At 41.9% G+C, this 17,619-nt stretch carries 17 protein-coding genes and 1 pseudogene; 11 read left to right on the forward strand and 7 right to left on the reverse strand.

All coding sequences use genetic code 11. The features are described from left to right. Positions 1-33: 33 nt before the first annotated feature. Positions 34-339, reverse strand: a pseudogene (locus tag H6G79_RS32190) (HAD family hydrolase). A 656-nt stretch (positions 340-995) separates the two neighbouring features. On the opposite strand from H6G79_RS32190, the gene H6G79_RS32195 reads away from it, so the two are divergent. Next, on the forward strand, positions 996-2,324 hold the full coding sequence (locus H6G79_RS32195) for a serpin family protein (RefSeq protein ID WP_190594632.1): 1,329 nt from the start codon (positions 996-998) through the stop codon (positions 2,322-2,324). 528 nt (positions 2,325-2,852) lie between these two features. On the opposite strand, the gene H6G79_RS32200 is transcribed toward H6G79_RS32195, so the two are convergent. From H6G79_RS32200 to H6G79_RS32220, 5 genes are all read right to left on the reverse strand, one after another. Beyond that, positions 2,853-3,608: a hypothetical protein gene (locus H6G79_RS32200; RefSeq protein ID WP_190594633.1), complete on the reverse strand. Its 756-nt coding sequence runs from the start codon at positions 3,606-3,608 to the stop codon at positions 2,853-2,855. Between the two features lie 359 nt (positions 3,609-3,967). Continuing rightward, positions 3,968-5,248, reverse strand: a complete 1,281-nt coding sequence (locus H6G79_RS32205; RefSeq protein WP_190594634.1) for a VWA domain-containing protein — start codon at positions 5,246-5,248, stop codon at positions 3,968-3,970. Continuing rightward, positions 5,245-5,433 carry a hypothetical protein gene (locus H6G79_RS32210; RefSeq protein ID WP_190594647.1) on the reverse strand — a complete coding sequence of 63 codons (189 nt, stop codon included), beginning with the start codon at positions 5,431-5,433 and terminating at the stop codon, positions 5,245-5,247. The genes H6G79_RS32205 and H6G79_RS32210 overlap by 4 nt, the downstream gene beginning before the upstream one ends. After that, on the reverse strand, positions 5,408-5,812 hold the full coding sequence (locus tag H6G79_RS32215) for a hypothetical protein (protein WP_190594635.1): 405 nt from the start codon (positions 5,810-5,812) through the stop codon (positions 5,408-5,410). The genes H6G79_RS32210 and H6G79_RS32215 overlap by 26 nt, the downstream gene beginning before the upstream one ends. A gap of 512 nt (positions 5,813-6,324) precedes the next feature. Beyond that, positions 6,325-7,581 (reverse strand): VWA domain-containing protein, encoded by a 1,257-nt coding sequence (locus H6G79_RS32220; protein WP_190594636.1) that lies wholly within the window; start codon positions 7,579-7,581, stop codon positions 6,325-6,327. 374 nt (positions 7,582-7,955) lie between these two features. Here H6G79_RS32220 and H6G79_RS32225 point away from each other — a divergent pair, with 374 nt between their 5' ends. The 5 genes from H6G79_RS32225 to H6G79_RS32245 all read left to right on the forward strand — a co-directional run bounded on the left by H6G79_RS32225 (position 7,956) and on the right by H6G79_RS32245 (position 10,912). Continuing rightward, entirely contained in the window at positions 7,956-8,618 is a 663-nt protein-coding gene (locus tag H6G79_RS32225) for an ATP-dependent Clp protease proteolytic subunit (RefSeq protein WP_190594637.1), read from the forward strand. Between the two features lie 99 nt (positions 8,619-8,717). Beyond that, positions 8,718-9,311, forward strand: coding sequence for an ATP-dependent Clp protease proteolytic subunit (locus H6G79_RS32230; protein WP_103123696.1), 594 nt, complete (start codon positions 8,718-8,720; stop codon positions 9,309-9,311). A 187-nt stretch (positions 9,312-9,498) separates the two neighbouring features. Continuing rightward, the gene (locus tag H6G79_RS32235) at positions 9,499-10,182 is read left to right on the forward strand and encodes a J domain-containing protein (RefSeq protein WP_190594638.1); all 684 of its coding nucleotides are present in this window, start codon (positions 9,499-9,501) and stop codon (positions 10,180-10,182) included. Between the two features lie 77 nt (positions 10,183-10,259). Beyond that, complete coding sequence (locus H6G79_RS32240; protein WP_190594639.1) at positions 10,260-10,520, forward strand: hypothetical protein; 261 nt, start codon at positions 10,260-10,262, stop codon at positions 10,518-10,520. Then, positions 10,520-10,912: a type II toxin-antitoxin system VapC family toxin gene (locus H6G79_RS32245; protein WP_190594640.1), complete on the forward strand. Its 393-nt coding sequence runs from the start codon at positions 10,520-10,522 to the stop codon at positions 10,910-10,912. The genes H6G79_RS32240 and H6G79_RS32245 overlap by 1 nt, the downstream gene beginning before the upstream one ends. Positions 10,913-10,953: 41 nt before the next feature. Here the strand turns inward: H6G79_RS32245 and truB are convergent, their stop codons facing one another. Next, positions 10,954-11,832 (reverse strand): tRNA pseudouridine(55) synthase TruB, encoded by an 879-nt coding sequence (gene truB / locus H6G79_RS32250; protein WP_190594641.1) that lies wholly within the window; start codon positions 11,830-11,832, stop codon positions 10,954-10,956. 584 nt (positions 11,833-12,416) lie between these two features. Between truB and H6G79_RS32255 the strand changes: the two genes are divergently transcribed. The 5 genes from H6G79_RS32255 (at position 12,417) to H6G79_RS32275 (ending at position 17,470) form a co-directional block, all read left to right on the forward strand. After that, entirely contained in the window at positions 12,417-12,953 is a 537-nt protein-coding gene (locus H6G79_RS32255; protein WP_190594642.1) for a CAP domain-containing protein, read from the forward strand. A gap of 127 nt (positions 12,954-13,080) precedes the next feature. After that, positions 13,081-13,464 (forward strand): hypothetical protein, encoded by a 384-nt coding sequence (locus H6G79_RS32260; RefSeq protein ID WP_190594643.1) that lies wholly within the window; start codon positions 13,081-13,083, stop codon positions 13,462-13,464. A 13-nt stretch (positions 13,465-13,477) separates the two neighbouring features. After that, positions 13,478-16,648, forward strand: coding sequence for a WD40 repeat domain-containing protein (locus tag H6G79_RS32265; protein ID WP_191049401.1), 3,171 nt, complete (start codon positions 13,478-13,480; stop codon positions 16,646-16,648). A 130-nt stretch (positions 16,649-16,778) separates the two neighbouring features. Then, positions 16,779-17,036, forward strand: a complete 258-nt coding sequence (locus H6G79_RS32270; protein ID WP_190594645.1) for a hypothetical protein — start codon at positions 16,779-16,781, stop codon at positions 17,034-17,036. Then, a complete protein-coding gene (locus tag H6G79_RS32275) occupies positions 17,024-17,470 on the forward strand; it encodes a type II toxin-antitoxin system VapC family toxin (protein ID WP_190594646.1) in 447 nt (148 codons plus the stop codon). The genes H6G79_RS32270 and H6G79_RS32275 overlap by 13 nt, the downstream gene beginning before the upstream one ends. The last annotated feature ends 149 nt before the right edge of the window (positions 17,471-17,619 follow it).

Here is a 17,619-nt window from a genome sequence, read left to right on the forward strand (position 1 = left end):
TAGAATTCCCTCAACACAAGGGTTTTGTGCTATTTACCGATAGTCAGTCGGATATTTAGTATGCCATTGAGCATTACTAAATATGATTCCCCGTTGATTGCCCACAGCGAACAATGCAATATCATTACCTGAATCACCCCAGACAACTGTTTTTTCTGCTGCAAATTGCTATCTTTGCCGAAGAAACTCCGTTGCCTGACCCTGAACGCTGAAAAACGGTACAATGTCGAGGTCAAAACCGTTGTGAGAGATTAACTTTATATTTAAAGCATACTTTCGTGGTTTTGTCTCAATCTGTGGTAAAATTTTATCTGCAAATTCTTCTTTTACGAAAAAAATTACCTATATTAAGTGTGCGATCGCTGCAATCAGGAAATTGATTCGTGACTCTACAGGACTGACAAGAAGAAAATTAACCGCAGATAAACGCAGATGGACGCTGATAGAGTTTCGGCATTCTACTACTTATATATAGAACTATAGGACTCATATTTGATTTGGGAAAAAATCAGTACACTCAGATCAGGCTTCTTTCCTACTCCCGACTCCCCATTCCCTATTCCCGACCTACACAAATAAATTCAGAAATCAAACCGGATTCCTATAGATAACGAACCACATAGACGCGCAAGCACTGAAGCAGTCTTTTACCCGAATTTCTCACGTATGGGTAACGGGTGTGGGGAGAGAGGGGAGTGTGGGGAGAGGAGGGGGAAAGATTTCTTCACCATCCTCCCACCCTTCCCACCCTTCCCACACCTCCCACACCCCTGGATTTCTCTCTTGTGAGAAATCCAGGTTTTAGGCGTGTTTCCCGCAGGTAGGGTGCAAAGGATACAAAGAAAGAAGAGATTCATTTTCCATTTATCACTTTCTTTTGATTGCCGTTACAAAAACTGTAACCGTCAAAGGATGAGCCTTGAATTAATGCAATAGTTAATCATTAAGGCATTGAGCATCAATCTTGATTAATCTTTGGTAAGTGAGGTGGAAGAATGAATCGGCAAAAATTAAGCGGGATGAAAGCAAGTTTTCTACAAAGACGTTACGCTGTCAGTCTAGGAAGACGCTATGTTCTAGCGGCTGCAAGTGTAGTTTTGCTAGGTGTACTTGGTTGTTCTCAAGTCAATAGTAATAATGATGCTTTTGCAGACTCGAAAATGCCTCAACCAGAAATACCATTGCAAAAAAAAACCGTCAAAGCTGATACAAAATTAGTAAATGCTAATAACAAATTTGGCTTTAAGTTGTTTTCGGAAGTTTTGCAAGCAGAAGGTAGCGAAAAAAACATTTTTATTTCACCCACTAGTGTAGCGATCGCCTTAGCTATGACCTACAACGGTGCTAGTGGTTCTACCCAACAGGCAATGGCTAAAACCCTGGAATTACAAGGTCTGAGTCTGCCTGCGATTAACTCTAATTATGCTGCTTTAAAAAGTAGCTTAGAAAATCCTGATGCTAATGTGCAGTTAAATATTGCCAACTCACTTTGGGTAAATAAAGATGTGAATTTACGTCCAGACTTTTTGCAACGAAACCAAGAATTTTACAAAGCCAAGGTAGCTAATTTAGACTTTAAATCTGCATCTGCCTTAAACAGCATTAATAACTGGGTGAATGATAATACCCAAGGCAAAATCAACAAAATTGTTGACCAAATACAACCCAATCAAGTGCTGTTTTTAATTAATGCTATTTACTTTAAAGGGCAATGGAGTGAGAAGTTTGATAAAAGCCAAACTGCTGAACATCCTTTTTACAGCGCACCAGGGCAGCAAAAACTACATTCTATGATGTCTCAAACCGGGGAGTATAAATATTATGAAAACGAGCAGTTTCAAGCAGTAAGTTTACCTTATGGCAAAGATGGCAAAGTCAGCTTTTATGTCTTTTTGCCAAAACAAAACTCCAATCTCAAATCTTTTTATCAAAACTTAAATGCTCAGAATTGGGAAACATGGTTAACACAATTTCGTAGCCAAGAAGGTTTTATTCGCCTACCCAAGTTTAAAACTGACTACGAAGTGACACTCAACGATGCCCTAAAAGCTTTAGGAATGCAAGAAGCTTTTAGTTCACAAGCTAATTTTTCGGGAATGGGGAAAGATTTAGCGATTAGCGAGGTAAAACATAAAACTTTTGTAGAAGTCAATGAAGAAGGTACAGAAGCGGCGGCGGCGACATCAGTGGGAATTGTAGCCACATCCCTGAGAGACAAGCCAGAACCATTTCGGATGATTGTTGACCGTCCTTTCTTCTGTGCCATTCGAGATAATCAAACAGGTAGCATTTTGTTTATGGGTTCAATTTTGGAACCAAGCTGATTTAAGTAGAGTGACGTAAATGATACTTGAAAGCATAAACGTAAATTGGAGATGCGATCGCAACAGAAAAGTACTATCCATCTTTTCACCACACCAAAAAGATTTTTTAGATTTTTTAAATAATCAAAATATGCTTCTACTGTTTTACTCGTTGTAGAAGATACAAATTAGCGGGGAATATTGTGTTTATACCAATTTAATAAAAGAATGCGGCAGATAGAAATCAGGAAAGTCTTACTGAAGCTAGATTTCTTAATTGCGTTAGCGAGCCTGCGATAGCGAAGCGTTAGCGAGGAACGAGCGTCGCGTCATTGCGAATTGCGAATTGGTATTATTTAAGGGTGAAGTAATATTTATGGGTAGTTGAAACGTCTGAATATTTATTCACTCACACACTGACTTCTTGATAGGCGTTTCAACTACAATAGACAAAAGTGAAAAAATTAACTCCTCATTTTCACTTCTCGATTCTTTACCTAGACAAGCAGTTTAGTAAATTACTACGATTGCTCGACAATTTCCCTGATTTTATCTGCTTGCTGTTTCTAGAGAAACATTCATATTCTGCCAAAAAGAAAAATCTTTAGTCATCTGCGCCGACCAAGTTTTAGCCTGAATCATCGACATAGTAGCTACCATTTTTTCGGCATTTTTGGTTTGGCAAGTTTTTGGTAGCTTGGTATTTTCAGAATTAACGCAGGTGTTTTCTGGTACAAAAGCTAAGTAGTTTGTGATTTTGAGTTCTCTATTTAAAGCATCGGATCTGGGTTCAGCGTTAATTTCATTCATCCCTACATAGGCGATGTTTTGCGAATCATCCATTGTCCGGAGCATACTAATAGCATTGTAGTTATTGCTAACCAGGGTACCGCGCCGGAGAGAATGAGAGTTAGGTACATCATCAGAAGTATTTGCTTGAGATGTCATACTAGCAATCATTTCGTTACTCATGAATACTTTATTAGTACCCACTGGCATTTTGTCATATTTACTCACTGTCAAACCCACTAAAGCTCCAGACATTGAATCTGTATTCTGAAATAATTCACCATCATAATTAGGAAAGATGGCTGTGGGGTTAACATTTTGAGTTGGCTCAATAAAAGGAGTGTTGGCTTGATATTGATTACTCGCTAAAGTGGCAAAGGTCGAATTGATTGTGGATGAGGTTGCACTACCTTCTAAATAATTGACAGACTGAGCATTAACAGATTGGATGTTTGCACTTAAGGTAGTTGCAAGTACGAGTCCTAGTAGATAGCATTGACTTCTGTTAGTTAGCATGGAATCAATTTTCCTATACCCTATAAATTTGATCAGTGAAACTTTCTTTGGTTTTATTTAATTTTGAGGTTAAGATAAGAGTAAAGTCAGGTTATGTGTGATCTTTATACAATATAGGTATGCCCTAGGTTAATTTTTGCAAATTAAAATCCGAGTAAAGATTATTCTGTAGGAAATAATCTTGGTCGATGTAATCTGCCTTAACAATCTCAAAAGCTTAAGCGATAAGCCTTTTCTTGCTCTTGGCCATAAATATAACAAGATTGGGTCACAGAATTATTAAAAATAGCTGAAATATTCCAGATAAATTGAAAAGGTCAATTATGGCTGGACAATTTAGCTAGTTTTGGCACAGATAATTAATTCTGTAAAGTTGTCTTGGATACAATTCGCGTCTTTTTTAGTTCGGCTGAGGAGAGTTGTTCGCCGGTTTGTAAGCGGGTTGCAGATGTTTGCAGAACTTGGGCTGCACTTGTATCACCAATTTGTAAGGCAGTGTTCGCCGCAGTTTGTAACATTGTTGCAGCCCCGATGCGATCGCCTTGTTGTAATTTCATCTCTGCTAACTGCGTTTGGCGATATTTGGCTAATGTCAAAATTGACTGCTGTACCTGGGGATTGAGGGCGGGTTGATATTGGCGCAGGAAATTAGCAGATATGTTAATCATCGGAGACAATAAGCCATCTTGGTTGGAGGCGGGGTCATCGTAACAAATCTGCATCTGTCCAATGACTTGTTCTCCTGCTGGTAATTTGCCTAAATAAAGATTGACTAAAACTACCCGGTCTACATCTTGCATTAAATCACCCAGTCGGACTTTAAAGCCGCCATTGGTGGTTTGCTGTACTGGTAACTCAATTGTGTCTGGAAAAACTTGGGCGATGGGTTTTAATTCTGCTAGTCGGATATGAGGTGCAAGGGAAAACTGCAAATAAGCATTTGTTAGCCCTATTGATGTAATGCGACCAAACAACCGCCCAAATTGTTCTAAAACTTGTTCTGGATGCTCAACATAAGCCAAACTACCGCCGCCAGCATCGGCAATTTTTTCGAGTAAATCTGAGTTCCAGTTATTGCCAAAACCGAGAGTGTTAATTGTTAGATTGATTTTAGCTGCCTTTTGCGCCAGTTCCAGACAGCGTTTGTTGTCATCGTTGCCAATTTCCCACTTCCACAGCCGTAAACTGCTTTCACCATGTCCATCGGTGAGGAGGAAAGCTTGGGAAACAGCGCCTTTAGCACCTTGCATCAGTTCTGTGATGCCTAATTCTAACCCGGCAGCAATGGCAGTACCGCCACTGGCGATGAGTTTTTTTGGCAACAGCGATTTAATGGTGCTGGGGTCTTGAATTACTTGATGGGGAACAATCACTTCCGCAGCACCAGAAAAAGCCACTATTGAGATGCGATCGCCAGGCTGTAACTTATTTAATAATTGCTCTACTGCTTGCATCACAGTTTGCATTGGTTTGCCGTGCATTGAACCGCTTTTATCCAGAATTAAGCATAAATTCAACGGCAAACGCTCCTCAAACTGATCAGCAAGCGCAGAAACCGAAACTACTAATTGACGTTGACTGCTGACTTGAGCCACATCAACGTTACGATCACTTAGCAACGAGAGCAATTTAACCTTCATTGTGGCGGGATATCTTGCAACACAGTTTTGGAGACAATGCGAGTTTTTTTGCGATCGCTTTCGCTTAAATCTCCTCCCGATTGTAATTGCGTGGCAGAAGTTTGCAACACCGTAGCTGCACCGACGTAATCTTTACCTGAGAATTTTGACAGTTTTTGTTCAGAAAGGTGTTGATGCTGGGCCAAGATTGATTGGGTTTTTGTTTCGACCTAAATTGAGATACCAGCGACCCTTGTAGAAGACTAAGAACGAACCGCTTTCATATCTCAGATTAATTGTATCTTTGAAGTTAACACGCTCACCCTTGGAGTCGATGTACCAGCCTTCAATGTTTGCTATTGCTATATGTGGTTTAATTTTGGTGTAGGAAACTTGAATTTCTTTGATGTCATGTCCTCCTAATTGTGTTACTTTATCTTGTACTGCCTGCTCTGAAGAGTAAGACCCTGGTACTAACCGCAACATTAAATTTTGATCTTTCTTTTCTAAAGCACGTACATAGGCATCCACAACATCTTCAGGTGTTGTACCACCACGCCAATTTATTAAAAAATAGGTAAGCAATAAACAAAGTATAGTTGCACTTAGGAATAGTACTAAGTACAACAATCTTCGATTTAATTGTTGTTTTTGGCTCACGAGATGTTATTTATAGCTAGACAATAAGCTCTAGGCATAGTATTTTGTGTTGGCTAGACTACTATGTAATACCAATTTGAAAAATGATTGCGACAAATGGGTTACTGAAAAGCTCACCAGTAAGCAATTTCCCAATCCAAAATCCAAAATCTAAAATCCAAAATGGTATAAAACTCATAATTTTGAAAGCATTTATAGCCTTTCCTAGTCTGTTGAGGTACAAATTTATCTGCGTCCATCTGCGGTTAATTATTCTTGCTTGTACTTCACTAGCATAAGAAATGCTATATTCACTTTCTGACAACCCTGATTATTTCGTTATTTTCTCAATAAAACGCTAGTTTTATTGAGAAGATTAAGTGTGGATTTGTCAGTTATAGCCAACCACTCAGTTTTGAAAACGTTACCCTCTTTGAGCAACAAGAGCAATTTAACCTTCATTGTGGCGGGATATCTTGCAACACAGTTTTGGAGACAATGCGAGTTTTTTTGCGATCGCTTTCGCTTAAATCTCCTCCCGATTGTAATTGTGTGGCAGAAGTTTGCAAGACTGTGGCTGCACCTGTATCACCCATTTGCAAAGCAGTTTTAGCAGCAGTTTGCAACATAGTTGCAGCCCCGATGCGATCGCCTTGTTGTAATTTTGCTTCGGCGAGTTGGGTTTGGCGATACTTGGCTAAAGCCAAAATTGATTGCTGCACCTGGGGATTAATGTTTGGTTGGTAAGCCCTGGTAACATTAGCGTACACGGGGCTATTTGTAGTAAATAAACCGGGTTGATTTTGGGCAGGATCATCGTAGCGAATTTGGACATTTGCGATCGCTTGTTGACCTTCCGGCAATTGTCCCAGATAAATATTAGCTAAAATTACTCGCTCCACATCTCTCATTAAATCACCCAACCGAATCGCAAACCGTCCATCTGCTTCTTGTTGCAAGGGAAGTTCAATCGTATCTGGGTAAACTTGGGCAACAGGTTTAAGTTCTGCTAACCGGACATTCGGCATTAATGAAAATAACAGATAAGCATTAGTCAAGCCCACAGTTTGAATCCGGCTGAATAACCGCCCAAACTCATTTACAGCTTGATCAGGTCTTTGAATATAAGATAAAGTGCCTAAACCTGCATCAGCAATTCTTTCTAAAACATCTTGGTTCCAATTGTCACCAAAGCCCAAAGTATTTAAAGTTAAGTTGTAACCAGCAGCTAACTGAGCGAACTTAAAACAACGGTTATTATCTCCGTGTTCATTTTCCCCATCGGTGAGCAAAAAAGCTTGAGAAATGCGGTCTTTTTTGCCCTTAGCTAACTCCTCAATCGCCAGACGCAAACCTTCATCAATCGCCGTTCCGCCATCAGCAGATAAGCGGTTAATTTGCTTTTTAATTTGTTCTGGGTCTTCCACCGATTGATTTGGGATTAAGACCTTAGCGCGATGATCGAAGACTACCACACTCAGGCGATCGCTGGGCTTCAGTCTGTCAACCAACAAATTTGCGGCTTTTTTCACCGTTTCCAGAGGCTTACCATTCATCGAGCCACTATGGTCGAGAATTAAACATAAATTAATCGGCAGAGTCCGGTCTTGGGTATCGGCGATCGCGGACACAGAAATCGACAGCTGACGTTGACTACTAGTTTGATTAGCATCAACATTGACATCATTCAGGGCAGGCTGCAAATTGACCTTCATAACCCAAACTTCCTAAATTCAGGATACATACAATAATTTAGTTAAGAATCCAGCACTCAAAAGCCAGAAATCAAAATTGAGCAAAAATTTTAGATGGTAGGTCAGTTGAGTGTTGACTGTCCTCACCATTGTGACTCCTGACTCCGAAATCCCAAATTCTCACCATATTTATAAATAACTTCAAATTGCCAGATCAACGCTACGGAAAACTTATCTTGCGTAGATAGATTAATATATTCACAATAATCTTAGAAGCCTAGCTTTAGCAGATGCCAGCAATCTCGCCCATTAGCGAGGAAACCGCACCTGACTCTAGCCAGCATCGCGCTAGGATGTATTACAGTTAACGGCATAATTTCAGGCGATCAGTTGCTATGGACATTTCCCCCATCAAGGCTGTTCAAGCCCCATACTACGGCGATAACTTCTACCGGACACCGCCGCCAGATTTACCCTCCCTTCTGTTAAAAGAGCGAATTGTCTATCTGGGAATGCCACTGGTGCCTGCTGTGACGGAATTAATCGTCGCTCAATTATTGTACTTGCAGTCAGACGACCCCGACAAACCTATTAAAATCTATATCAACTCGACAGGCACTTCTGGTTATAGTGGCGAACCCATTGGCTTTGAAACCGAAGCCTTTGCCATCTATGACACCATGAAATACATTAAACCTCCCATCCACACCATTTGTATTGGTTCCGCGATGGGTATGGCTGCCATGTTATTGAGTGCTGGTACTAAAGGTTGCCGCGCCAGCTTACCCAACGCTAGTATTATCCTGCACCAGCCCAAAAGCTACGCCCAAGGTCAAGCAACTGATATTCAGATTCGGGCGAAAGAAGTTCTGGCAAACAAAGCATCGATGGTTGAGATTTTGAACCGTACCACCGGACAGACGGCCGAAAGAATCACCAAAGACATGGATCGTCTCTTCTATATGAGCGCATATCAAGCCAAAGAGTACGGTTTAATCGATCGCGTGTTTGAAAAAGAAGAACTCGCTAATCCACCAGTACCAACTAGTGTCCTTTAAGCTTCAGGGAGTCGGGAATTGGGAGTGGGGAGTAGAAAAAATTCACCACTCCCCACTCACCACTCCCAATCAATTTATTAATTATTAACGGAGTTAATCATGCCTATAGGCGTTCCTAAAGTTCCTTACCGGATGCCCGGAGGACAGTATACAGATTGGATTAGCATCTACGATCGCCTTTACCGGGAACGGATTATTTTCTTGGGGCGTGATGTTGATGATGAAATTGCTAACCAAATCATCGCCGTTATGCTGTATCTGGATTCAGAAGACCCAGGTAAAGATATTTATTTGTATATCAACTCTCCTGGTGGGATGGTAACATCTGGTTTGGCGATTTATGATACGATGCAACACATCAAATCTGATGTTGTGACCATTTGTGTCGGTCTGGCGGCTTCAATGGGTTCTTTCTTGTTGACTGCTGGGACAAAAGGCAAGCGCCTCGCATTGCCCCATTCCCGGATTATGATTCACCAACCTTCCGGCGGAACCCGTGGACAAGCTACTGACATCGAAATCGAAGCCAGAGAAATTCTGCGGATTCGCCATCAACTCAATAACATTTACGCTCAAAATACTGGTCAACCCTTGGCCAAGATTGAGAAAGACATGGATCGTGACTTCTTTATGTCCGCCCAAGAAGCCAAAGAATACGGATTGATTGACCGTGTGATTGAAGAGCGAATCTAGAAGGTAGGGAGTAGGGAATTGGGAGTAGGGAGTAGGGAAAAATTCACCACTCCCCATTCACTACTCCCCACTCCCTTACAAAACTGTCTAGTTTGAACTATAAATTAGAAAATTTTTGTTTATCATTAAAACCTCATGCTAAAGGCAGAATGCTGATAGCTGTATATTAGATAGCTGATATCTCGAAATGGATCTAGGAGATTGCTACCGTTTATTGGGTTTAAGGTCGGGAGCCTCGTTTGCAGAAATCAAATCGTCTTACAGACGACTGGCGCAGCAATATCACCCCGATATCAACCCAGATGACAAAAAAGCTAAAGATAAGTTTATTGCCTTGACAGAAGCTTATAGGCTGCTCTTAACGGTGGTACCGCCAGAAGAAACAGTCGAGCAGCCGTCAGGTCAACAGTTTGTGTCTAGGGGCGAGGACGCAAAAGCCACGCCGAAAACCACAGTCACTACAGAAACCTTTGTGGCTAGGCGCGAGGAACCAAAGGCGACTCGTCAAGATGCTGCACCAAAAACCACAGTCACCACGGAAAAACCACAGTCACCGCCTGCGAATATTGCGGAAATTGAACAACGGCTGAAGTGGAAGACTTATGAGCAGTTGCAAAGATTTTTGAAAGAAAAAAGATTTCCCCAAGCGATCGCCCTGGCGGAAGCCTTGGTAGACCGTTTACCCAAAGATGCGGAAGTTCGCCAATGGTTAGCGATCGCTTATCAAATTTGGGCAAGGGCGCTGATTAACGATAATCAAGTTCTCAAAGCCAGAATTTACCTGAAAAAAGCCCTCAAAACTGACCCCAATAACAAAGCTTTGTGGAACGAAGTTCAAAGGGATTTTCAGAAAATAGAGCAAATTTTTTAAAATTTGTCAATATTTACCACTGGTGACATAGGAGAAAAATTACAATAAATAAGGTATTCAATTTGGAGCATAAAACAATGCAACAAATCAATTTTGATGCCTATGTAGATGAAAATGGTGTTTTGTGCCTGAAAATGCCTCCAAATCTTGCTGGAATGGAGATAAAAGGAAGACTTCTTTATCAAATTTATCCTGCTCCTTCAGCAACTTTCCAAGATAAAAAAGTCGATATTAATGCTGTTCGTAGTATCTGTCATCAGATTAGAAACTTACCCAATCTCGATAGCAGAACACCAGAGGAAATTATTGGCTACAACGAGTTTGGAATTCCAGAATAATGGTAATTGATCCTTCAGCTATCCTAGCAATTATCTATGCTGAACCTGAAGAATTGATTTTTATTCAACTAATTGATGAAAGTGAAGACTGTCTGCTTTCTTCTCCAGGCTATGTTGAAGCATCAATAGTCTTGGGTACTAAATATGGTCAGCAAGGTGTAGAAAATTTGAACTTATTAATTACAGCACTTTCTATCATTATTGTACCTTTCAGTGTAGAGCAAGCACAGTTAGCCAGTGAAGCATTCTTGAAATTTGGTAAGAGTCGCCATCCGGCAAAACTGAATATGGGAGATTGCTTTTCCTATGCTTTAGCAAAATCGATAAATCAACCTTTGTTATTCAAAGGTAATGATTTTATTCATACTGATATTGCCAGAGTTAATTACTGAGACATAATCAATTCATATTACAAGTGAATATTAATGCCTATTTAAGAAACTGGTTCAAACACCATTTGAGGAATTAATATTTCATCTTGCGATTGTCCAATTCCTAAAAATCGCGTTTCATTTTCATATACACGCACAAGTCCAAAACTATCAGAATTGAGGGAAACTTTTTGTCCTTGACACCATTTGCGGGCGAGTTCTGGAGGTAAAGTGACGGTGGGTAAATGCTGTAAAGCAACATCCGGGGAAATGGGTTGAAATGTCCCGCCTTGCAACTGTGTTTCTAAGTCAGTTAAAGAAAGACTATTAGTTAAATTAAAACCACTGCTGTGGGTGCGAGTTAAAGCGGCGAGAGTTCCGCCAGTGTTTAAGACTGAACCTAAATCACGGGCGATCGCTCTAATATATGTACCACTACCACAAGCGATCGCCACATCTAATTCAGGAAAATCCCCCTCGCGCCAATCTAAAATATCTATCTGAAAAACTTCAACTGTACGTACAGGAACTTCCACTGTTTCACCTTGACGCGCCAAATCATACAAGCGTTTGCCATCAACTTGAATCGCACTATACATTGGCGGTATTTGTTCAATCTTTCCCACAAATTGTGTGAGTGCAGTTTCGATTTCAGCCAAACTCAAACTTGCACAAGGTTGTAAGGTGATAATTTCTCCTTGCAAATCATCGGTTGTGGTACGCACACCAAAACGGATAGTAGCTTTGTAAGCTTTTTCCCCTGGGAGATACTGCAATAACCTTGTGGCTTTACCCATTGCAATTGGTAAAACCCCAGTTGCTGCGGGGTCTAAAGTTCCCGCATGTCCTACCCGTTTGAGGCGCAACAGTTTGCGTACCCGCGCCACACAGTCATGAGAAGTCCAATCAAATGGTTTGTTTAAGTTGAGAAAGCCTTGCACAGTATATTTTGTGAGTAATTTCAGTCAGTGGGTTGATGTCTAAACAGCGATCGCTATCATATTTCATCAAATCACTAGAACAATAGCGATAAATATAAAACGCTAAATCAGCGAAATCTTACAGTTGTCCTGATGCTTTTTTGTTGTATGAGTTTAACTTTATGACAAATTATGTTCATCTGGCGATATTTTATCTTGCTTCCGCAAAAAGGCTATCAGAGCTTGCCGTTCGCGTAGCGTCTCCGATAGGAGAAGTGTCGCACAGAATTTATACTGACTCCTGACTTTTTACTATAGCGGTTCTCGGTTGGATGAGGTACATTTCAACCCCACCCCGCGTTTGCGTCAGCAAATGCGGGGTGGGGTTCCAACTGTATTACAAGCAAGTAAGAACTGCTATATTTCTCTACCCAGAGAATGATGATGTATGGAAATTTATGAATATGTAAGTTGGTTGGCAATTTTCCCAGGTAGAGCAGCATAAATCCCCAGATGCTGGCTCATAGGCTATTTGTTCAATTTACATGAGTCCGGTTACATTATCTGGAAGTGTTCTCTTTCAGTGTGTTTAGGGCTACCTATTAATGATTCAGAATAAAATATCCAGTGCTGGTGTAGCGACTCTAGCCTTGATTGGAGGCGTAACCGCTTTTTCCGCACCAGTTCAAACTGCTACCTTGCAACATACCCAAATGTCAGATAATAACATCCAACTGGCACAAACTGTAAATACTGCGAAGTTAGAAGCGGAGGTTTTCACTCAAATCAACCAATATCGAGCGTCTCTGGGTCTACCAGCATTAACACGTAACTCAACTATTGACAATCAAGCTAGGACTCATAGTCAAAATATGGCTCAGGGGCGAGTTGCATTTGGTCATGATGGTTTTGGCGCAAGAATTCAAGCGATCGCAGTTACAATACCCTACAGCGCAGCAGCAGAAAATGTGGCTTACAACCAGGGATACAGCAATCCTGCAACCCAGGCTGTGCAAGGTTGGCTGAGAAGTCCAGGACATTTGGCTAATATCAAAGGTAATTACAACCTCACAGGTGTTGGTGTGGCGGTAAATAGCAGAGGTGCAGTTTACTTCACCCAAATATTTATCCGCAGACGTTAGGAAGATAATTCAGTTAAAACTTGCTGAAAAATAGGGTGCGTTACTTTATTTGCGTAACGCACCCTATTTTTGCTGTATGTATCTTATATACATCGAATCTCTCTAGCTGACTTATAAAGGATTAACGATGGAACCTATTTCTATAATTATTACTGCTTTGAGTGCTGGTGCGATCGCTGCTACTAAAGAAACCGCCGGAACAGCCGTGAAAGATGCCTATCAGGGTTTGAAGGCTTTGATTAAAAAGAAATTGGAAGGCGATGCTCTGGGACAAGCGATGGTAGATGCCAAACCAGAAGAAATTAAGCAAGCTGAAGGTTTATTAAAAGACAAAATTACCAAAGCTGGTGCTGAACAAGACCAAGAAATCATTAAAGTGGCTCAGGAGTTACTCGACAAGCTTAAAGAACAACCAGGGGGACAGCAAATAATCAATCAAACTCAAACCAACACAATGAGTGGAAATACTATCACTGGCAATGTAAACTTCTCCCCAGTTCAGCAAGGTTAAGGATACCAGGAGCATGAGCGAGTTACTCCCAAATCAAACATCTCAAGAACAAGAAAATCTCTTAAAGGATACTAGTGTTGGGGGCGATTTGACTTACGCTCCTGTACAGATAATTAACTACTACTATCGGGAAGAAGCAAGATTAGTTGCTTCTGATTCTACAGACGTAGCTAATGAATATCTTCCTTGTCCTTATCGGGGGTTGTTTCATTTCGGCCCCAATGATGCGGATGTGTTCTTTGGGCGAGAAATATTTATCGAAGAACTTTATACTGCCACTAAAACCCAGAATTTTATTCCTGTGTTGGGTGCATCAGGTAGCGGTAAATCTTCGGTGGTGTTGGCGGGGTTAGTCCCGAAGTTGCAAACAGCCGGACATTGGCAGTTTACTCACTTTCGTCCTGGTGCTGATCCTTTCCATGCACTGGCTGTAGCTTTAGTGCCACTTTATACGTCTAATTTAGATGCAACTGACCAAATTGCCCAAGCCCGCAAGTTAGCCGGTTACTTGCAAGATGGCTCTATGCCGATATCGGACGTTTTTGCTAAAATCCGGCAAAATCACCCTAATGAACGGGTGCTATTAATTGCTGACCAATTTGAAGAAATTTATACTCTCTGTCACCATCAGGAAACTCGCCATAAATTTCTTGACTGTTTATTAGCTAGTTTAGAAACTTTCACGTCTCTATCTGCATCCGCTACGGTGTGGGTAACGACTATGCGGGCAGATTTTTTGGGCAATGCTCTCTCCTATCGTCCTTTTGCGGATGTTTTGCAAAATGCTGACTTAAAACTGGGGCCGATGAATCGGGAGGAATTAACCCAAGTCATTGAAAAACCTGCCGAAAAATTAGGAGTGACATTTGCAAGCGGACTGGTAGAACGCATTTTAGAGGATGTGGAAAACCAACCGGGGAATTTACCTTTACTAGAGTTTGCGTTGACAGAATTGTGGAACAAGCGCACAGGTAAACTATTAACTCACAAAATCTATGAAGAAATTGGTCAAGTGGAAGGTGCGTTAGCTCGTCATGCAGATGAGAAATATGGCAACTTGACAGAAGCCCAGAAAGAAAAAGTCCGGCGGATTTTTATTCAATTGGTGCGTCCGGGTGAGGGAACAGAAGATACCCGCCGCGTGGCGATGAAAGCCGAATTGGGAGAGCAAAGTTGGGATTTGGTCAAACAATTAGCTGATGCTCGGTTGGTGGTGACAAATCGCAATGCTACCAATCAAGAAACAGTAGAAGTAGTCCATGAAGCTTTGATTCGCAATTGGGGAGAATTGCGGGAATGGATGAATAAAGACCGCGTTTTTAGGGCTTGGCAAGAGCGACTGCGTTCAGCCAAGGTACAATGGGAAGCAACGCAGCAAGATTCTGGTTCATTGTTGCGGGGTGCGGCTTTGGCGGAAGCGGAAGAAAGACTGAAAGAACGCCCAGAAGACTTGATTGATGAGCGAGAATTTATTGAACAGAGTATTGCAGAAAGTAATCGCCTCAAACAAGTTGAAGCAGCTCGCAGGAAGCGGGAAATTAGAACTGCTTGGGGAATTGCGGCGGGTTCGTTGGTGGCGGTGTTAATTAGTGGTGGCTTGGGTTTGACGGCATGGAATCAGACGAAGCAGGCGGAACTCAATCTAGCTGAATCTCTTGGTAGAAATTCCTTGTCTCTATTTAATCAAGGAAATGAATTAGACGCTTTTGTCCCAGCAATTAAGGCAGGAAAAATTCTGCAAAGCCAACATACAACTAACTCAGAAGTAATGAATGCGTTGCAGACAGTCCGTTTTCAACGAAGAGAACGCAACCGCTTGCAAGGGAGTAACTCTGTCACTAGCGTGAGCTTCAGCCCCGACGGCAAGACTTTGGCTTCTGGCAGTGCTGACAACACAATCAAACTCTGGAATCTGGCAACAGGAGAAGAAATCCGCACCCTTAGTGGGCATAGTAACTTGGTCTTGAGCGTGAGCTTCAGCCCCGACGGCAAGACTTTGGCTTCTGGCAGTACTGACAAGACAATCAAACTCTGGAATCTGGCAACAGGAGAAGAAATCCGCACCTTGACTGGGCATAGTGGCACTGTGTGGAGTGTGAGTTTCAGCCCCGACGGCAAGACTTTGGCTTCTGGCAGTGATGACAACACAATCAAACTCTGGAATCTGGCAACAGGCAAAGAAATCCGCACCCTTAGTGGGCATAGTAACTTGGTCTATAGCGTGAGCTTCAGCGCCGACGGCAAGACATTGGCTTCTGGCAGTGGTGACAACACAATCAAACTCTGGAATCTGGCAACAGGCAAAGAAATCCGCACCCTCACCGGGCATAGTAACTTTGTCTTGAGCGTGAGCTTCAGCCCCGACGGCAAGACTTTGGCTTCTGGCAGTGCTGACAACACAATCAAACTCTGGAATCTGGCAACAGGCAAAGAAATCCGCACCCTTAGTGGGCATAGCAACTCTGTCAGTAGCGTGAGTTTGAGCGCCGACGGCAAGACATTGGCTTCTGGCAGTTTTGACAACACAATCAAACTCTGGAATCTGGCAACAGGAGAAGAAATCCGCACCCTTAGTGGGCATAGTAACTCTGTCTTTAGCGTGAGCTTCAGCCCCGACGGCAAGACATTGGCTTCTGGCAGTGGTGACAACACAATCAAACTCTGGAATCTGGCAACAGGAGAAGAAATCCGCACCCTTAGTGGGCATAGTAACTCTGTCTTTAGCGTGAGCTTCAGCGCCGACGGCAAGACATTGGCTTCTGGCAGTGGTGACAACACAATCAAACTCTGGAATCTGGCAACAGGAGAAGAAATCCGCACCCTTACCGGGCATAGCAACTCTGTCAGTAGCGTGAGTTTGAGCGCCGACGGCAAGACATTGGCTTCTGGCAGTTATGACAAGACAATCAAACTCTGGAATCTGGCAACAGGAGAAGAAATCCGCACCCTTACCGGGCATAGCAACTCTGTCAGTAGCGTGAGTTTGAGCGCCGACGGCAAGACCTTGGCTTCTGGCAGTTTTGACTATACAGTCAAACTTTGGAATCTTCCAGACTTAGAATCTAAATTAAAATTAGATTCTTTAATACAGGACAATTGCGATTGGGTAAGGGGTTATTTACGGAATAATTATAATCTCAGCGATAGCGACAGGCAATTGTGTGATGGTATTGGTGAGAAGTAGGGGTGTAATACCAATTCGCAATTCGCAATTCGCATTTTCGCACAAAAGCAGATTTTCCCAATATGCGATCGCACAAAATCTGCGCCATGATTAATAAAATATAGGTCAAATTTAAATAGGAGAAGACCAGATGCAATCGGCGTTACGAATTGAAACTCAAGTTTTACCAGGCAACAAAATTGAAATTAATTTGCCTAATGATACCGCCTTAACCTCAGTAGGACAAACCGTTGAGGTGATTGTCTTGTTACCAGAACAGAAGCCTGCACTAAAAAGCCAATCCATTCTGACATTGCTTGAAGAAATCCATACACAACGCCCTGTCGGAAGAAGTGTAGAAGAAATCAATCGAGATATACAGGTAGAGAAAGAGGCATGGGACAACTAACTTTTTCCAATGCTGACCGTATATACATTGATACAGTAACGATTATTTACGCTGTTGAACAGACCCCAACTTATGGAATGTTGCTGAATCCTCTATGGAATAATCTTCAGACAGGAAACCTGGAAGTTTTTACTAGTGAACTGACTTTGATGGAAACCCTAGTCGTACCAATGAGAAATTCAGATACGTTTCTGATTAATGCCTACGAGCGATTGTTGCAATCACCCCAAATACAATTAGTTCCCATTAGTCAAGCCATCTTGAAAGAAGCAGCAAGGCTACGTGCTATTACACCTTCATTGAGAACACCCGATGCCATTCATCTTGCAACAGCTACAGCATTAGACTGTACCCAGTTTCTCACCAATGACCGACAACTAAGAACAGTGTCAAACTTATTCATCGTGATTTTAGATGAAGTGCTGGCATCATAAGATACAGCACCTACGGCTGTTATGAGGTACAGTAGCAGCAACTAGCAAACCAGTTTCTTAAATGTTGAGGATTTATTAAGTCGAGTGCAACTGAGATTAGTTTATCAACCATTTCTGTTGTAGTTGGAGCAAAATTGCGTAAAAAAGAT

Source organism: Anabaena sp. FACHB-83 (genome assembly GCF_014697485.1).
Lineage (GTDB): Bacteria > Cyanobacteriota > Cyanobacteriia > Cyanobacteriales > Nostocaceae > Nostoc_B.